General features: G+C 38.8%; 18 protein-coding genes. 16 read left to right on the top strand and 2 right to left on the bottom strand.

Annotation, left to right across the window (positions count from 1 at the left end):
* Positions 1–154 precede the first annotated feature (154 nt).
* The 9 genes from NXS11_RS04105 (at position 155) to rpiA (ending at position 6,073) form a co-directional block, all read left to right on the top strand.
* On the top strand, positions 155–358 hold the full coding sequence (locus tag NXS11_RS04105) for a helix-turn-helix transcriptional regulator (protein WP_259199187.1): 204 nt from the start codon (positions 155–157) through the stop codon (positions 356–358).
* Position 359: 1 nt separating this feature from the next.
* Entirely contained in the window at positions 360–863 is a 504-nt protein-coding gene (locus tag NXS11_RS04100) for a hypothetical protein (protein ID WP_259199185.1), read from the top strand.
* The gene (locus NXS11_RS04095; protein WP_259199182.1) at positions 853–1,368 is read left to right on the top strand and encodes a hypothetical protein; all 516 of its coding nucleotides are present in this window, start codon (positions 853–855) and stop codon (positions 1,366–1,368) included. Before NXS11_RS04100 ends, NXS11_RS04095 begins: the two co-directional genes overlap by 11 nt.
* 80 nt (positions 1,369–1,448) lie before the next feature.
* Positions 1,449–2,348 (top strand): ABC transporter ATP-binding protein, encoded by a 900-nt coding sequence (locus NXS11_RS04090; RefSeq protein WP_259199180.1) that lies wholly within the window; start codon positions 1,449–1,451, stop codon positions 2,346–2,348.
* The gene (locus NXS11_RS04085) at positions 2,341–3,603 is read left to right on the top strand and encodes an ABC transporter permease (protein WP_259199179.1); all 1,263 of its coding nucleotides are present in this window, start codon (positions 2,341–2,343) and stop codon (positions 3,601–3,603) included. The genes NXS11_RS04090 and NXS11_RS04085 overlap by 8 nt, the downstream gene beginning before the upstream one ends.
* 134 nt (positions 3,604–3,737) lie before the next feature.
* Positions 3,738–4,070, top strand: coding sequence for a YnfA family protein (locus tag NXS11_RS04080; protein WP_259199178.1), 333 nt, complete (start codon positions 3,738–3,740; stop codon positions 4,068–4,070).
* 25 nt (positions 4,071–4,095) lie between these two features.
* Entirely contained in the window at positions 4,096–5,103 is a 1,008-nt protein-coding gene (locus tag NXS11_RS04075) for an aldose epimerase family protein (protein ID WP_259199177.1), read from the top strand.
* Positions 5,104–5,174: 71 nt separating this feature from the next.
* Positions 5,175–5,378 carry a helix-turn-helix transcriptional regulator gene (locus NXS11_RS04070; protein ID WP_259199176.1) on the top strand — a complete coding sequence of 68 codons (204 nt, stop codon included), beginning with the start codon at positions 5,175–5,177 and terminating at the stop codon, positions 5,376–5,378.
* Positions 5,379–5,389: 11 nt separating this feature from the next.
* On the top strand, positions 5,390–6,073 hold the full coding sequence (gene rpiA / locus NXS11_RS04065; RefSeq protein ID WP_259199175.1) for a ribose 5-phosphate isomerase A: 684 nt from the start codon (positions 5,390–5,392) through the stop codon (positions 6,071–6,073).
* A 63-nt stretch (positions 6,074–6,136) separates the two neighbouring features.
* Here rpiA and sdpC read toward each other — a convergent pair whose 3' ends face one another.
* Positions 6,137–7,171, bottom strand: a complete 1,035-nt coding sequence (sdpC, locus tag NXS11_RS04060) for a peptidoglycan release complex CPBP-like subunit SdpC (RefSeq protein WP_259199173.1) — start codon at positions 7,169–7,171, stop codon at positions 6,137–6,139.
* 438 nt (positions 7,172–7,609) lie between these two features.
* Here sdpC and hutG point away from each other — a divergent pair, with 438 nt between their 5' ends.
* Positions 7,610–8,539 (top strand): formimidoylglutamase, encoded by a 930-nt coding sequence (gene hutG / locus NXS11_RS04055; protein WP_259199172.1) that lies wholly within the window; start codon positions 7,610–7,612, stop codon positions 8,537–8,539.
* Between the two features lie 199 nt (positions 8,540–8,738).
* Here hutG and NXS11_RS04050 read toward each other — a convergent pair whose 3' ends face one another.
* Positions 8,739–9,650, bottom strand: a complete 912-nt coding sequence (locus tag NXS11_RS04050; RefSeq protein WP_259199170.1) for a LysR family transcriptional regulator — start codon at positions 9,648–9,650, stop codon at positions 8,739–8,741.
* A gap of 228 nt (positions 9,651–9,878) precedes the next feature.
* Here NXS11_RS04050 and NXS11_RS04045 point away from each other — a divergent pair, with 228 nt between their 5' ends.
* The 6 genes from NXS11_RS04045 (at position 9,879) to NXS11_RS04020 (ending at position 17,301) form a co-directional block, all read left to right on the top strand.
* Positions 9,879–11,204 carry a YjiH family protein gene (locus tag NXS11_RS04045; RefSeq protein ID WP_259199168.1) on the top strand — a complete coding sequence of 442 codons (1,326 nt, stop codon included), beginning with the start codon at positions 9,879–9,881 and terminating at the stop codon, positions 11,202–11,204.
* Between the two features lie 19 nt (positions 11,205–11,223).
* On the top strand, positions 11,224–12,891 hold the full coding sequence (hutU, locus tag NXS11_RS04040) for a urocanate hydratase (RefSeq protein ID WP_308445701.1): 1,668 nt from the start codon (positions 11,224–11,226) through the stop codon (positions 12,889–12,891).
* Positions 12,891–14,126: an imidazolonepropionase gene (hutI, locus tag NXS11_RS04035; RefSeq protein ID WP_259199166.1), complete on the top strand. Its 1,236-nt coding sequence runs from the start codon at positions 12,891–12,893 to the stop codon at positions 14,124–14,126. The genes hutU and hutI overlap by 1 nt, the downstream gene beginning before the upstream one ends.
* A gap of 263 nt (positions 14,127–14,389) precedes the next feature.
* A complete protein-coding gene (locus NXS11_RS04030; RefSeq protein WP_259199165.1) occupies positions 14,390–14,620 on the top strand; it encodes a hypothetical protein in 231 nt (76 codons plus the stop codon).
* 149 nt (positions 14,621–14,769) lie between these two features.
* The gene (locus NXS11_RS04025) at positions 14,770–15,903 is read left to right on the top strand and encodes an amidohydrolase (RefSeq protein ID WP_259199163.1); all 1,134 of its coding nucleotides are present in this window, start codon (positions 14,770–14,772) and stop codon (positions 15,901–15,903) included.
* 99 nt (positions 15,904–16,002) lie between these two features.
* Positions 16,003–17,301, top strand: coding sequence for a Na+/H+ antiporter NhaC family protein (locus NXS11_RS04020; RefSeq protein WP_259199161.1), 1,299 nt, complete (start codon positions 16,003–16,005; stop codon positions 17,299–17,301).
* Positions 17,302–17,314 lie beyond the last annotated feature (13 nt).

The raw sequence follows: 17,314 nt of genomic DNA, 5'->3' as shown, positions 1-17,314 counted from the left end.
TGCAAACAGTATCGTTTGACTTGCTCTTTTTTGCGATGTGACATGTCATGTATATTTGACACGTTAGGGGTATGTCGTGTATATTTGACATAAGGGATGATAGTAATTATGTATTTGATATGGCGACAGTTTGTCGTTAGATTGGGAGGCTGCGATGACAATACCAGTAAACAAAGTAAAAGTATACCGTGTAGTAAAAGGTGTATCACAATTGGAACTTGCACGGCGCGTGGGCGTTTCGCGTCAAACGATTAATATGATAGAGAATGACAAATATAATCCAACACTTAATTTATGTATTCGTATTGCGCAGACATTAGGTGTTACACTCAATGATTTATTTTGGGAGGGAGATTAATATGCGTATGTATAAACGATTTGTAGGGATTAAAGAGCCTGATGAATATCAGCAAAGTAAAATTGATGAAACATTGGCATTGGTGAGTATTATCGGTGTGATTGGCTTGTTTGCACTGACACCACTATCTTGGATGATTGATTTAGAATCTGAACAACTTTCTGTATTTTCGATTGGTGCTCTAATCTTATTATTTGTTATAGGAGCACGTACTGTCACATTGACGAACGATAATTCGATGCGTAAGTTCTATGTGGAAACAGAAGAAGCAGCACATCAATTACGTCGTAAGCTGACATTCAAGTATATCGTATGGATGTTATTAGGGAACGGATACTTATTACTTGTTACCAATGTGTTAGCGCCGCTGTTCAGTGGGAAGTCTCCTTATTGGTATGGTTCAGAAAGCGTAAATTTCTTCTTATTGTCCATTCCAATGATTATTTTTGTTTTATGGTTGAGAAAACAAGTACAAGTGAGAAAGGATGAGGACAATGGGTATTAAACAAGAATTGTTGGATACATTCAATGGTGAACGACTGAAGGATGAATATGAAATTCAGCAGTCAAGACATGTCTTGGCAGGCAACTGTGTCTGGTTGTTTTGGGGATTGATTATACTACTGAATCTTTCAATCTGGCCTAAAATTTTCTTGCATCAAAACTTTATTGTTGAGGCATTCGGAATCGTATTGTTTCTTGGTATGGCTATGACAATAGAAATTAGATTGTACAAGTATCGTGTCAATCAAACAGAAGTGGATGATCAACAGAGTTACGCCCAAATGATAAAGCAGTTGCGTCGAGGGGCTGTTAAATTTGGAAGTGTTATGTTCATTGTGATGGTATTAGTGAATGGTGTTTTATCTTTTGCATTAGCTAGCGATAAGTCCGTTATCGAATTCATTGTTGTGAATGTTAGCGTTGTAATGGGGACAGCACTATTAAGCGGATTCGCAATTTATTTTATCGGTAAAAGGAAAATTGAACGTACTTATAAAGATAAATAATATACTTTTTGAAAAGTATATTTGTCAAAAGGTCGCCTTTTGGTTATAATGAGAATGACTAAACAAATGGAGGTAACAATATGTCATTGAATATTGAGCACGTATCTAAAAAATTTCAAGACTTTACAGCTGTTGATGACATCAACCTAACATTAGAAAAGGGGAAAATGCTAGGATTCCTTGGGCGTAATGGTGCAGGAAAAACGACAAGCTTCCGTATGATTTTGGGTTTGATGGAACCTACAGAAGGACGTATTACATACAATGGACAGCCGATTACATCGGAATTGTATGATGTTATTGGATATTTACCTGAAGAGCGTGGTTTACATCCAAAACTTACTGTCAATGAAGAATTGACATATCTTGCCACTTTAAAGGGAATGAAACCGAAAGCGATTAAGGCAGCGATTGATGAATGGCTTGCCCGTTTTGAAGTGACTGAAAATAAAGATAAAAAGATTGAGTCACTTTCAAAAGGGAATCAACAGAAGATTCAGCTATTGGCAAGTATTATACATGAACCGAAACTGTTAATTTTAGACGAGCCGTTTAGTGGTTTAGATCCAGTCAATGTTGAGTTGCTGAAAAGTGCTGTTAAAGAATTGAATGCAAAGGGTGCTACAATCATCTTCAGTTCACATCGCATGGAACATATAGAAGAACTTTGTGATGATATATGTATTTTGAATGCGGGTAAAATGGTCGTTCAAGGTGCAATTCAAGAAGTTAAAGAAGCGTTTGGTTATAAACGAGTAGCAATTGAAGCGGACTATGATGTATCTGAGCTTGCGACATTACCAGGTGTTGTGAAGTATGATCAACAGGGGGCAACAACGATATTGACGATCGATGATGTGGCAGTTGCATCTACAATATTTGAATACATCCAACAAAAAGGTTTTGTCCGTCGTTTCCAAGTTCTAGAACCGACTATTAATGAGATTTTTATTCAAAAGGTAGGTGAGCAACATGTCTAAGTTTTGGGCAACATTTCGACTGACATATTTAAAGAAGGTTAAAACTAAGTCTTTTCTAATTACTACGCTTTTAATGATATTGTTAATTGTTGGTATGGCAAATATAGATAAAATTGTCGATTTATTCAATGGCGACGATGATGATAGTCATCAAGTAGCAATTGTCACTAAAAATGATACATTGTATGACACGATTAAAGCACAAGGGCAAGCCATTGATAAAAAAGTCAAATATCAACATTTGTCTAAGGAACAAGCAGAGCAAGCACTGAAAAAAGATAAAGTTGATTATTTTGTGGAAGTGACACAGAATCAACAACAGCAGCTAAAAGGGACATTGGTAGATAATAAGCATGTGTCAGATAAAGATAAAATGGCTTGGCAAACATTGTTATCACAAGTACAAAAAGGGATGATTGCGCAAAGTCTTGATTTATCACCAACAGAATTACAACAGCTACAAGCTGAGAGCCAAGTGACAGATAAACTAATTGGCAATAAGAATAAAGATGGTGATAGTGATGAGTCTGAGATGGAAGACTTCTTGGCAAACATTATGGTATCAGCTGTTAATGTTATAATGTTCTTTATCGTGATTAATTATGCGAACCAAGTGGCGATGGAAGTGGCAACAGAAAAGACATCACGTGTTTCTGAAATGATTATTACCAGCGTTAAACCCGTTACACACATCGCATCTAAGGTGTTAAGTGTTATCGCTGTTGCTTTCACACAGTTGGTAATTTTAGGGGTGGCGATAATTGCAAGTTTCTACGTATTTGATTTACATCAAAAGCTTGAGCAAATCGACTTTGAATGGACGCCCCTCTTAATGCGTTTATTGATATTCAGTCTTGTTTTCTTCGTGTTAAGTATTGTTGCATATATTATTTTAGCTGCGATACTTGGTAACATGACAACACGTATTGAAGATATTTCGCAATCAATTATGCCTATGACGATTCTAATGCTTGCGGCATTTTACTGTAGTATCTTTGGTGCAGCGAATCCAGATCATATCATTGTACGCGTAATGAGTTATGTGCCATTCTTTTCACCGTTTGTGACAGTGACACGCTTGTCACTAGAAAGTACACCAACGATGGAAGGTGTCATAGCCGTTATTATTCATATTGTTTTAATCTTTGTATTAGCTTGGTTAGCTGCGAAAACATACAAAAATGCGGTATTGACTTTTGAAAAAGGTATTGTTGCTTCATTCAAGCGAGCTTTTCAAAAAGAACGTCACAATTAATAAGTAATAAATAAGTTGAAGTATCGACACTCGTGATTGCCTAACAAGAGGCATTTTCGAGTGTCTTGTTATTTCAGGATATTCCAAATACGCAGAAGCTGATATAATAAAAGTAAATAATATGAGGTGATTGAATGACTTTTGTGTATGCGACAGTGATATTTGTGTTAGCTGGTCTGTGCGAAATCGGTGGTGGTTACCTCATATGGTTATGGCTGCGAGATGATCAATCGATGTGGCTAGGTTTCTTGGGGGGCGCTGTATTAATCCTATATGGTATCGTTGCAACGCTGCAAACCTTCCCAACATTTGGTCGTGTCTATGCAGCATATGGTGGTGTGTTTATTGTAATGAGTCTGTTGTGGGCGTATTGGGTAGACAAAGAGCCACCAGATAAGTTTGACATTATTGGCGCAGTTATTTGTGTAATAGGTGTGTTAGTGATGATTCTACCATCGAGGGGTTGAGGAGCGAAAAGGAGTACGATGCTGAATGCATGTCATTATTGAACAACAAACCAATGGTATTGAATTGATTAAGATTAGTACAAAGCAAGGGAAAATTGTTTTTACAAATTATGCTGCGAGTATTATTAGTTGGCAAGTCGATGATAATAATATTGTACTGGGTAATGCGGTAGAAGCAGATGAGTTTTATCCCACACATCCATTCTTTTTTGGTGCAGCGATAGGGCGTTATGCAGGGCGTATTGCGGACGGACAGTTCACAATAAATGGTCGAGCATATCAAGTTGAACAAAATGATACGCCACATCATTTGCATGGTGGATGCAATGGTATGTGGCAAAGGCTATTTGATTATGAAGTAGTCGAGGGAGACGATCAAGTTCAAGTGGTATTTACAACGCAAATGTGCAGTGCAGAGGATGATTTCCCGGGTAATATGGATGTGAAGGTTGTTTATACGTATGATGTGACGAATACATGGACGATAGAGTATTTTGCTGAAGCGACAGCAGATACCCTATTCAATCCAACCAATCATGTATATTTCAATTTGAATCGTGACAATAAAGTGGTAGACAACCATCAAATTATGAGTGATAAGCTACAAATGTTTCCGTTAGATGAGTCAGGAATGCCTGAGTTGGAAACTATCGACTTGGTGGAAATGTTTGGTACAAAGGCAGTTACACTTGATACACTCTTCACATCAACAGAACCAGACATAGCGCAACAAATTGCCAAGGTGGGGGGCTTGGATCATCCATTTGAAGTTGCAGAAGGTAAACTGATTGTATCGAATCGTGATTATGAACTTCATGTGACAACTGACATGCCCCAAATGGTTTTATATACTTTTAACACACCAGGAGATTGGGAACATCAAATGAATATTTATAAACCACATTCAGGCATTACGATTGAAACGCAAAGTTTGCCGAATGATATTAATATTTTTGGAGATAAGGCTGCATCTATTTTACGAGCGAATACGCCTTTCTATTCAAAAACAACGTATCAGCTTAAAGTAAAATAAATAGGTGTGGTTGCAATCAAGGCGTTGGGTAGTTTGAGATGAAGTTGGATAAGAATGAAAGAGGTGACAAGATGCGCAATCGACTGAAAGAATTGAGAGCAAGAGATGGTTATAATCAAACACAGCTTGCACAAAAAATAGGGGTTTCACGTCAGACTATTTCATTAATAGAGCGTAAGGAATTAGTGCCATCTGTTGTGACAGCTATGAAAATTGCGCGTGTTTTTAATGTGCCTGTAGAAAGTGTTTTTATTTTTGAGGAAGACTTGGAATAAAGGAGGATGACATGGACACAAAACAATTAAAGCTGATGACTTTAGACGAAGCCGTTTCACGAATTAAAGATGGTATGGTATTGGGAATAGGGACAGGGAGTACCATTGAATTACTGGTACCAGAGATTGGAAAGCTTGTGAATGACCAAAATTATCAAATCATTGGTGTTTGTACATCTGAACGTACAGAAGCGCAAGCCAAAGCTTTACATATTCCAGTGATACATGTGAATGATGCGACACATATTGATTTGGCGATTGATGGTGCAGATGAGATTGATCCACAGTTGAATTTGATTAAAGGCGGTGGCGCAGCATTATTCCGTGAAAAGGTCATTGATGAAATGGCGACAGAATTCGTTGTGTTAGCAGATGAGACGAAGTTAGTTGACTATTTAGGTCAGACTTTTAAACTTCCCGTTGAGGTGGATTGTTTTAACTGGCGATTAGTGATGAAGCGTATTGCCGCACATATCGAAGGTGAAGTAACACGACGTATGGTTGATGGGGAGCCGCTTGTGACAGATAATGGCAATTATATTTTGGATGTTCATTTAGCACAGCAGACAGATCCATATGCGTTTCATGAATTTTTGATTCATTTAACAGGTGTTCTAGAAACAGGATACTTTTTAGATTTAGCAACGGAAGCAATTGTAGGGACACAGCAAGGCGTCAAAGTATTACATCACTAAAAAGAGGGAGTGTGACAGGAATCTCATTTTTCTAAAAAGATTCTTGTCACACTCCTTTTTAAACTAGGTTCTATGGATATTTCGGTTAATTGGCTGTTTGTTAGTTGTGTCAGAGTCAGGTTCAACCTTATCAGTTGAATTTTCAGATGTTGGGGATATGACATTTTCACCGTCTACCATTTTATCAGATGTTACTTCATTGTTAGTTTCATCAGGCTTAGTCGGTGTATCCGTTACTTTTTCTTCGGTATCTGTAATCGGCTGGTCGGTTGACACAACTTTTGTTTCAGTCGTAGCTGTAGACTTCTCTTGGCGTTTACGCTGGAAGTAATGAATGATACTAGCAAAGAGGCCGAGTGTTACAACAACTACTGCAACGGCTGCAGTTGAATACGCAAGTACCTTCATTGAGAAGACATCCCCCAGCTCTTCACTAAAGAAGAAGACTTTGGCGAAAGTCATAGTTGCATGGAATACCGTGACAATGTAGATAGCACGCCCACCTGTGCCACGAATAAGTTCGCCTATAATCATAGAGAATGCAAAGACATAAATCGCACTGTACATGGTGTATGGCATACCGAAAGATGTATTAATATCCCAGATGAGGTACAAAAAGCTCACAAAGATATTGGCAAAGAAGTGTGGGATTTTAGACTCAACAAGGTTAAATAAATACAAACGGAAGCCAAATTCAATGAAGAAGGCCATCAATAAATGACCAATCAAAATAGTCCAGATTGTTTCAGATAAATCTTTTGATTGTAATAGAATAAAGCTATCAGCATATGTATTGAACATATACATACCGCCGATAAAAATAATCATTGGTAACGTCACTGCAAGCAATAGGCGTTCGATGACTTTAAGATTTATTGTCAGTTTCAGACCTGAGAGTTGCTCACGCTTATGTTTGAAGATAAGCAAACAGATTAATGCAGCAATAAAAGGTCCTAAGCTATTAAGCATAAAGACAAAAGGTTTGAGCCCGGAAGCTTTTTGGAAATCTTGTAAAATCAAAGGGCTTGCATAGGCGATGACAAAGAAAACAAAAATCGATATCGCCCATTGAAAGCCTGATATACGCGATTGTTTCATATTTAATCCTCCGTTTAAAGTTCGCTAATAGTAATCAATACGAATCAGTATATTTTTAGCATATCAACTGAGAAGCTAAAGATAGTGTGTCTTGAAATATTAAAATCATTATTCTAAAAAAGAACCACAATGAAGCATTAGAACTATTGATAAAGAAGACAAGCACACGATGCATATGTTTCCCAATCGTAATCTACGCCTCATTATACCTATAACGATATGAGAAATAAATTGTTTCATAATATTTATCATCTAATTGTAATAAAATAGTAGTGCACTTGATATACAAAAGATGTATCGATAAATAATGTATGTGCATGAATAAGGAGTAGATGTGAAAAAATTAAACATGATGTGCCTGTCTCACTTTCCATGAAATATTGAAATGAATAGATGAAGAAACGTATACTAGAGAAAAAGAAGAAGGAGTGAGTAGACATGTATCAACAACCAGAGAAGTCGTTGTGGACAGGGCGCTTAGATAGTGAAACAGACCGTTCGGCGTTTCGTCATTTTCAAACGATTGTTTTCGGCAACTTAGCAGAGGATGTCGATGTGCATGACAGTGTTGCGCTACTTGGCTATGCGGTTGATGAAGGTGTTGCCTTAAACAAAGGACGTATTGGTGCACAAGAAGGACCTGATGCGATTCGCGGCGCATTTGCGGCAGTACCTACTATGTCAGAGCAAGTGATTATAGACTATGGTAATGTACGACATTGTGCATCGACCTTATACGAAACGCAACAGGAATTTGGACAATATGTCACACAATTATTACAGAGACACCAACGTACGTTTTTATTAGGTGGTGGTCATGATATTGCATATGCACAATATTTAGGTGTACGTGCAGCAAATCCAGGGAAGTCTATTGGCGTGATTAATATCGACGCACATTTTGACAATCGCTGTGCAGCGTCTTCTACATCAGGGACGAGTTTTCGTCAAATGTTAGAGGAAGATGATCGCTTGGATTATTTAGTTTTGGGCATTCAACGAGCGAGCAATACGCAAAGCTTGTTTGATTATGCTGATAAGACACGCACAGAATATGTTCTTGCTGATGAGTTAAAAGGGCGTATTGATCCACGAATTAAAAATAAAGTAGAGAACTTTATACATGCGCATGATGTGATCCTTTTTACGATATGTATGGATGTGATTGATAGTGCCTATGCACCTGGTGTGAGTGCACCAGCTGTATTAGGTTTAACACCGACAATCGTATTGTCTTTGGCCGAGCGTATCTTGCAATCGGATAAAGTAACGTCATTGAGCATTGCTGAGATGAATCCGAATTACGATATAGATCAGCGCACGGCTAAACTCATTGCGCATATGCTGACGTATTTAATTCATGACTAAAAAAGCATTTTCCTTTTAAAGAATAAGATTGATTCCTAGACAAAGTTGAACAAGGAGCAGTCAATGGCTAACTGAAGGGGCGACAACAAAATATTCTTTACAAATTTTACTGAAATCATGGGCGTTCTGCGGAAACGATGCGCGCCCAACACTGACCGGCGTGAAATCTCCATTTCACGCCGGTCAGTTACTTTCTCCTTTATTGATAAATCATATTATGTGCTTTTCCATCTTGATCTGTAGCCCAATATTTTTGGCAAGTTGCAACGAGATTACGCACATGTTTGCTGTATTGACGGTTTCGTGCGAAGTTAATGTAGATGTGTCGCTTAATGGTTGGTTTGATTGAAAGCGCACTTAGCTGTAGATGTTGTTGCTGAAGTGACTGATAGTATACGTGTGGGATAACAGCATATCCCATACCTTGTTGAACGAAATTAGCCGCTGTCCCGAAGCGCTCGACTTCCATGACGATATTCGGAGGCTCTTCTAGATGGGTAAAATAGTCATCGATATGTTTGCGCACTTGATAGGGTCTATTCGGTAATATAATGGGTAAACCTTTGATTGAAATGGGTGTTTGTTGTTCAAAAGCATCATCAGGTGCAAGCAACACGTAATCCTCTTCATATAAAGGAATGGAAACAACATCTTCATGACGAATTGGGTCGTTAGAGATACCGAGATGAAGCTCGAAACTTGTCAGCTTTTGTGCTAGTATTTCTGGGTTTAATATTTCAGTAATCTGATAATGTTGATCAGGGTGTTGCTGATGGTGTTGACGAATTACATCGGATACCCAGTAAGCTGTTGATTCAATAATTGACATCTTAATCTTAGGTGTTTGACTGAGTTTTAGGTCATACATTTGTTCAATGGTTTGGTGATATTGTTGGACGAGGTAAAGCGCATGATTATAAAACTGAATGCCTTTTTCTGTAATAGTGATTTCTTTAGTGCTTCGCTGTAACAACTGATAGCCTAGGTCATGTTCCATTTTTTTAATAGTTGTAGTGAGTGAAGGTTGACTGATGTGCAACGCTTGGGCAGCTTTAGTAAAACTATTGTGGTTGACGACAGCGATAAAGTATTCAAGTTGTAAAATCTTCATAGCAACAGCCTCCTATACTTATAGTTTAAAGTTATAAATAATTAGTTTATTTATATTTGTTGCCAATATAGTAACATATTATAATAAGTGCAAGGGCGCTTAAAATGTAATATAACAACAAAAAGATAGGTTTATTTACTTTTATCTAAATATTCTGAATGATAATACTGTTGTGATTTTTAGAGTTCAGAATCTAGGTAGATGCCTCGCAAAAAAAGGGGTGATGTGATGAAAACAAAAAGGGCAATACAAAGCAGTCAGAAAGTGCAGGGCAAGCAGATGTGGAGGTTCTGGTTATACAGTACGATAGGGATTATTTGTTTTTTTATTCCAGTCAGATTGAATCATAATGAAACGATTCTTGTCGACCACGTACATTTAGGGTTTAGGTCATTGATAGGAGATGGGATGCCATATCTTGCTTTATTGATGATTTTACTTGGAGCTATTTTACCACTCAAAAGGCAAGACTATCGTAAATCTATAACAGATGCGATACTGGTTCTGTTCAAGGTGTTAGGTGCGATAATGGGTGTGATGTATGTATTGAAGATAGGTCCTGCTATCTTATTTCGTGACAATTATGGGCCGTTCTTATTTGACAAATTAATGATGCCTTTAAGTGTCTTGATTCCGATTGGTGCAGTTGCGCTATCGTTGCTTGTCGGATATGGACTGTTGGAATTCATTGGTGTACTCATGCAGCCGATTATGCGACCTATTTTTAAAACACCTGGTAAATCAGCTATTGATGCCGTTGCGTCGTTTGTTGGTAGTTATTCATTGGGCTTGTTGATTACGAATCGTGTATATAAGGATGGTATGTATAACAAGAAAGAAGCAGTGATCATCGCAACTGGATTTTCGACAGTATCTGCAACATTCATGGTCATTGTTGCTAGAACGTTAGATTTAATGGATTATTGGAACCTGTACTTTTGGCTTTGTTTGATCATTACTTTTATCGTAACGGCAATTTCAGCACATTTGCCACCGATTTCGACTGAATCAGTGGAATACTATGGAGGGCAGCAAGGTGAACAAGAAGTAAAGGTTGTCGGCAGTCGAGTTGCTGCAGCATGGCAAGAAGCCAAAAAGCAGTCGCATCAAGCAATGCCATTAATCCAAAACATCTGGGTGAATATTAAAGAAGGTTTAGAGATGACAGTTGCCATTTTACCATCTATTTTATCCATTGGTTTTATAGGTTTGTTATTGGCGGACTATACACCTATTATTGATTGGCTCAGTTATATTTTTTATCCAGTTGTTTATCTATTTCCCATTGCAGATCAAGCATTATTAGCGAAAGCATCAGCGATATCCATCGTTGAGATGTTCTTACCATCATTATTGGTAACCAAAGCGGCAATTGAAGTGCGATTTGTAGTGGCTATTACGAGTGTTTCAGCGATTATTTTCTTCTCAGCTTTAGTACCGTGTATTTTAGCGACTGAGATTAAAATACCAGTGTGGAAGCTTGTTGCTATCTGGTTCATTCGTGTCGTACTTACGTTGTTAATTGTAATTCCAATCAGCTTATTTATTTTTTAAAACAAAGGAGAGATGTGGCATGTCTAGAATTGTCAAAGCTAAAAAGGGTATGGATATAGAATGTAAGGGATGGGAACAAGAAGCGGTATTACGCATGTTATACAACAACTTGGATCCCGAAGTAGCAGAGCACCCAGATAAATTGGTTGTTTATGGAGGCATTGGTAAAGCAGCACGTAACTGGGAGGCATTCGATGCGATTGTTGAGACTTTACGTCGATTAGAAAACGATGAAACAATGCTTGTACAATCAGGTAAACCAGTGGCGGTATTTAAAACACATGAAGAAGCACCACGTGTTTTATTATCTAATTCCGTATTAGTACCTAAATGGGCGAATTGGGAACATTTTCATGAACTGGATCGTAAAGGTTTAATGATGTATGGGCAGATGACTGCGGGGAGTTGGATATATATTGGATCACAAGGTATTGTCCAAGGAACGTATGAAACATTTGCAGCACTTGCCAATCAACATTTTGGTGGCACATTGAAAGGGACAATTACATTGACAGCTGGTCTCGGTGGCATGGGAGGTGCACAACCTTTAGCCGTGACGATGAATGAAGGTGTGGTTATCGGTGTAGATGTCGATCCAACACGTATTGAAAAACGAATTGAGACTCGTTATTGCGATATGATTACGTATTCATTAGACGAGGCGCTTGAACGTGCACAGTCTGCCAAAGAGAATGGAGAAGCGCTAGCGATTGGATTAGTAGGTAATGCAGCAGAAGTACATCATGAAATTTTAAAACGGGGATTTAAAATTGATATTGTGACAGATCAGACGTCTGCACACGACCCATTGAATGGTTATGTGCCTGAGGGATATACGTTATCAGAAGCGGCATCATTGCGTGAAACTGAGCCAGATCGCTATGTAAAGTTATCTAAACAGTCGATGAAAAAGCATGTTGAAGCCATGTTAGCTTTTCAACAACAAGGTGCGATTGCCTTTGATTATGGCAATAATATTCGTCAAGTTGCTTTTGATGAAGGATTGGCAGATGCGTTTGATTTTCCAGGTTTTGTGCCAGCATATATTCGTCCTTTATTCTGTGAAGGTAAAGGTCCTTTCCGTTTTGCGGCGCTGTCAGGAGATCCAAAAGACATTGAACGTGCTGATGAATTGATGCGTGAATTGTTTCCTGAAGATGAAAAATTAATGCGTTGGTTAGATATGGCAGCTGAGAAGATTGCCTTTCAAGGATTACCGTCACGCATTGCTTGGCTAGGCTATGGTGATCGCGCCAAAATGGGGGTAGCACTTAATGAATTGGTGCGCAAAGGAGAAATATCTGCACCTATTGTTATTGGACGTGACCATTTAGACGCAGGTTCTGTTGCATCGCCGAACCGTGAAACGGAATCAATGCAAGATGGCTCGGATGCAGTTGGCGATTGGGCAATCTTAAATGCACTTATCAATACAGCAGCAGGAGGTTCTTGGATTTCTGTGCATCATGGTGGCGGTGTAGGCATGGGTTATTCATTACATGCTGGTATGGTAGTTGTGGCAGATGGGACAGAACGCGCTGAACGTAGATTACAACGTGTTTTAACGACTGACCCAGGTATGGGTGTTGTTAGACACGCAGACGCTGGGTATGATATTGCAATTGATACAGCACAACACAAAGGTGTAGATATTCCAATGATTACGAATAAAGGTGAGGATAAATAATGAACGACTTAATCATTCAAAATATTAAGCAGTTAGTACTACCAAAATCAACGGAACGCCCATTAAAAGGAGCAGAACTTGATGAATTAACAATTATTGAAAATGGCACAGTCGTTGTAAAAGATGGCAAAATTGTCTACTCGGGACCTTTTACAGATGCTTATCATGCGACAGAAGTTATTGATGCCTCGCATAATGTTGTCTCACCAGCGCTAGTTGATGCGCATACTCATCTGGTGCATGGGGGATCTCGTGAACATGAGATGGCATTGAAACGTCAGGGGTTATCATATCTTGAAATTTTAGAACGAGGTGGCGGTATCTTATCAACAGTCGAAGCAACAAGAACTGCGACAGAAGACGAACTATTCTATAAAGCAGAGCGTGACTTGTTGACGATGATTCATCATGGTGTATTAGCGGTGGAGAGTAAGAGTGGTTATGGTTTGGATAGAGACAATGAACTGAAACAATTGAAAGTATCGCATCGCCTTCAAGAAAAATATGGTCTTGAAATGCGTCATACGTTTTTAGGACCTCACGCTGTACCGAAAGAAGCAGCGTCGAATGAAGCGTTCTTACAAGAAATGATTGACTTACTGCCTGAAGTTAAGCAATTTGCTGACTTTGCGGATATATTTTGTGAAACAGGTGTATTTTCTATTGAGGCATCGAAACGATATATGCAAGCAGCAAAAGCACAAGGATTCCGTGTGAAAATTCATGCTGATGAGATAGATCCGCTTGGTGGATTGGGGTTAGCAATCGAGGAAGATGCGATATCAGCAGATCATCTTGTTGCAGCAAGTGAGAAAGATAAAGCAAAATTGTCTGATTCGGACACGGTAGCAGTATTATTGCCAGGAACAACGTTTTATCTTGGGAAAAATGATTATGCAGATGCGCGTGGCATGTTAGAGCATAACGGTGCTATAGCGATAGCAACAGACTTTAATCCAGGGAGCTGTGTGACAAACAACTTGCAAATGGTAATGGCAATTGCAGCACTAAAATTAAAATTGTCACCAAATGAGATTTGGAATGCGGTAACAGTTAATGCAGCGAAAGCAATGGCTGTTGAAGCTGGTACAATTAACAAAGGAGATAAGGCGAATATTGTCATCTGGCATGCACCAAATCATGCGTATATACCGTATCATTATGGCGTTAACCATGTAGATACGGTCATTCATGAAGGCAACATTATTGTGAAAAAAGATTTAGCATTAAAATAAATAACTGAAGCACGTATGTACTATGATAGGCATGCGTGTTTTATTTTTTTGAATAGTTATATGACTTCTTTTGAATTTGTTTGCTAGAATAGAATATAACCAACATAGATAAAAGCGTACGGGTCTATACAAGAATGGTGGCAAGCTTATTATGAGGACTACTATGGCAATATTGTCTGTGTGGCTTGTGGCATTAACAATGTTGTCAGGTGCCATAGCATATAGTTTTACTGCTGGTGTAAGTCCAATCATGAGCTTTGTTGTTGCACGGACACTTAGCAGTTGTATATTTGCTGATAGGTCTGTTCGGTAGTCTTGCAGGTTGTGTGCTGATAGGTCAGCTGAAATTCATGTGTTTAAATGGCACAACAAGCCGTTTGGCGATGTGGGTTGTTGATGTTATCATAGGATTATTCGTCAGAGTCAATGGTTGGACAACGTCCGATGATCGTACGAGCAACAGTATGTATCCAAGTGGTATTCAGGGCATTTGAATCAAACACTAAAACATTAAAACACAATACTAGCACGATTTGGTGATTATGCGATTAACACTCGAGTTGACAATTATAACGAGCGATTAGCATTAGGCGTGTTGATTGAAACAGTATGCTATTACTTAATTAAAAGGGGTTGAACGAATATGGAGACATTAACTGAACGATTGATAACATGGCGACGCGCCTTTCATCGTACGCCGGAATGTGCAAATACAGAATTCGAAACAACAAAACAATTGCGTCAAATTTTACAAAATTATGAGATTACTGTTTTAGATACCCCCTTGAAAACAGGTCTGATTGCAGAGATTGGACACGGCGATACAATTATTGCTGTGCGCTCAGATATCGATGCATTACCGATTATTGAGCAGACGAACTTACCGTATGCCTCTGAGAAAAGAGGAGCGATGCATGCTTGTGGTCATGATATTCATATGGCTGCAGTGCTCGGTACTGCCATTTTATTGAAGGAACGTGAGTCACAGTTATCAGGGCGTGTACGTTTGATTTTTCAAGCAGCTGAAGAAGTGAGCCAAGGGGCTGATGCAGTGGTAGAAACGGGTATTTTAGAAGGCGCACAGGCAATTGTCGGCTTCCATAATGACCCGACATTACCTGTTGGGACATGGCGTGCTAAAGCAGGTTATATGACTGCCAACGTTGATTGCTTCAAGATTGAGATTAATGGTGTTGGTGCGCATGCTGCAATGCCACAAGATGGCGTTGATCCTCAAATTATATTGAGCCAACTGATTAGTGGTATTCAAACAATTGTAAGCCGAAATGTTGCGCCGTATGAAGAAGCAGTTGTGACGATTGGACAAGTACATAGCGGTGAGACGTGGAACGTTATTCCGAGTGAAGGGATGATTGAAGGTACAGTGCGCACGCTAACACCTGAAGTGCGTGATTTAGTTGAAGTACGCATGCAGAAGTTATGTGAAGGTCTAGCGTTACAATACGATGCATCTGTTGTGCTCGACTATCAGCGTCTAACAGATGGGGTTCATAACGACAATACATTGCAAGATATGGCTTGGCAGGTTGCTAAAGAGACGGGTTATGACGTACAACAACAACCACGTGCACAGATGATTGGTGAAGATTTTGCTGCTTACCGACAGATTGCGCCTATTCATTTTGCGATGATAGGATCTGATAGTGAATATCCATTACATCATCCAAAATATGCACCCAATGAAGCAATACTCGACAAAGCCCCATTGTATTTTGTAAACTTTGTAGAGCGTCTATTAAAAGAATACGAGTCATGAGATATAACATTTGTGATGGATAATGTAACAGCAAGCATGTTGTAAATATGTGTTTGCCGTTGTTATAACCGTCATTTAATTTATAAAGGAGTATTAACAATGCAAAAAACAGAGAGAGAAAACGCATGGGCACTTATACCGTTAATTGTTTTTATCGGGTTGTTTTTAGGTGCAGGCATTATAACCAAAGATTTTAGCTTTTTACCACTTAACGTAGCTGCGTTAATCGGTGTTATCGTTGCGTTAGTGATGAATCCTAAAGAAAAATTCACACATAAAGTAGAAGTATTTGCGCGTAAAGCAGGACATCCCAATATCATCTTAATGATGTTGGTATTCGTGCTAGCCGGCGCTTTTTCACAAACTGCGAAAGCAATGGGTGGTGTATCATCTATTGTGAGCTTAGGATTATCTCTGATTCCACAACATTATTTAATTGTCGGTATTTTTATTATATGTATGTTTATTTCCATATCAATGGGAACATCCGTTGGTACAGTAGCTGCGATTGCGCCAGTTGGTTTTGGGATTAGTGAAGCTACCGATATTTCAGCTGCATTAGCGATGGCAACTGTTGTTGGTGGCGCCATGTTTGGCGATAATTTGTCCATGATTTCTGATACTACGATTGCGGCAGTACGCACTCAAAATACGCGCATGGCAGATAAATTTAAAGTCAATTTTCGGATTGTCGTTCCTGGCGCATTAGCGACGCTTGTTATTTTGTGGTGGCTCACACAGGGTAACCAAATCAATGAAGCCGCAAGCTATGATTACAATATGATCAAAGTCATTCCGTATTTATTTGTATTGATTTTGGCGTTGTTAGGCGTGAATGTCGTTATCGTTTTGATGGGGGGCATTGCATTAACAGGCGTGATTGGTGGTCTGGATGGGTCATTCGGTATGAAAGGCTTTTTAACTGCTGCATCAGAAGGTGTCATTGCGATGGAAGATATTGCGATGATTGCATTATTGATTGGTGGAATGATCGGTTTAGTAGAACACTATGGTGGTGTAACATGGCTATTGAATTTTATCAAACAACGCATTCATTCACGTCGCGGTGCGGAACTGGGTATTGCTGGATTGGTAAGTCTTGCAGATATTTCAACAGCGAATAATACTATTTCGATTATTATGGCAGGTCCTTTAGCTAAAGATATTGCAGATGAGTATGATATTGATTCTCGCAAATCGGCGAGTATTTTGGATATTTTTGGTAGTGCTTTTCAAGGGATTTTGCCATATAGTCCACAGTTGATTGCTGCGGCAGGGGTCGCAGGTATATCACCTATGATGTTATTGCCATATTCTATTTATCCAATGATGTTGGCTTTATGTGGTATCGTAGCTATTATGTTCAACTTGCCCCGTTTACCAAAAAAAGATAAGTAGTAGAAGTATGAAA

Source organism: Staphylococcus americanisciuri (genome assembly GCF_024814435.1).
GTDB lineage: Bacteria > Bacillota > Bacilli > Staphylococcales > Staphylococcaceae > Staphylococcus > Staphylococcus americanisciuri.
This window is presented reverse-complemented; position numbering and strand designations above follow the sequence as displayed.

Excerpts from the sequence above, each read along its gene's own strand:
- NXS11_RS04050 (WP_259199170.1), bottom strand. The coding sequence starts at position 9,650 with ATGAAGATTTTACAACTTGAATACTTTATCGCTGTCGTCAACCACAAT.
- NXS11_RS04070 (WP_259199176.1), top strand. The coding sequence starts at position 5,175 with ATGCGCAATCGACTGAAAGAATTGAGAGCAAGAGATGGTTATAATCAA.
- hutU (WP_308445701.1), top strand. The coding sequence starts at position 11,224 with ATGTCTAGAATTGTCAAAGCTAAAAAGGGTATGGATATAGAATGTAAG.
- NXS11_RS04080 (WP_259199178.1), top strand. The coding sequence starts at position 3,738 with ATGACTTTTGTGTATGCGACAGTGATATTTGTGTTAGCTGGTCTGTGC.
- hutG (WP_259199172.1), top strand. The coding sequence starts at position 7,610 with ATGTATCAACAACCAGAGAAGTCGTTGTGGACAGGGCGCTTAGATAGT.
- NXS11_RS04025 (WP_259199163.1), top strand. The coding sequence starts at position 14,770 with ATGGAGACATTAACTGAACGATTGATAACATGGCGACGCGCCTTTCAT.
- NXS11_RS04105 (WP_259199187.1), top strand. The coding sequence starts at position 155 with ATGACAATACCAGTAAACAAAGTAAAAGTATACCGTGTAGTAAAAGGT.
- NXS11_RS04045 (WP_259199168.1), top strand. The coding sequence starts at position 9,879 with ATGAAAACAAAAAGGGCAATACAAAGCAGTCAGAAAGTGCAGGGCAAG.
- NXS11_RS04020 (WP_259199161.1), top strand. The coding sequence starts at position 16,003 with ATGCAAAAAACAGAGAGAGAAAACGCATGGGCACTTATACCGTTAATT.
- sdpC (WP_259199173.1), bottom strand. The coding sequence starts at position 7,171 with ATGAAACAATCGCGTATATCAGGCTTTCAATGGGCGATATCGATTTTT.
- NXS11_RS04075 (WP_259199177.1), top strand. The coding sequence starts at position 4,096 with ATGCATGTCATTATTGAACAACAAACCAATGGTATTGAATTGATTAAG.
- NXS11_RS04090 (WP_259199180.1), top strand. The coding sequence starts at position 1,449 with ATGTCATTGAATATTGAGCACGTATCTAAAAAATTTCAAGACTTTACA.
- hutI (WP_259199166.1), top strand. The coding sequence starts at position 12,891 with ATGAACGACTTAATCATTCAAAATATTAAGCAGTTAGTACTACCAAAA.
- rpiA (WP_259199175.1), top strand. The coding sequence starts at position 5,390 with ATGGACACAAAACAATTAAAGCTGATGACTTTAGACGAAGCCGTTTCA.
- NXS11_RS04100 (WP_259199185.1), top strand. The coding sequence starts at position 360 with ATGCGTATGTATAAACGATTTGTAGGGATTAAAGAGCCTGATGAATAT.
- NXS11_RS04085 (WP_259199179.1), top strand. The coding sequence starts at position 2,341 with ATGTCTAAGTTTTGGGCAACATTTCGACTGACATATTTAAAGAAGGTT.
- NXS11_RS04095 (WP_259199182.1), top strand. The coding sequence starts at position 853 with ATGGGTATTAAACAAGAATTGTTGGATACATTCAATGGTGAACGACTG.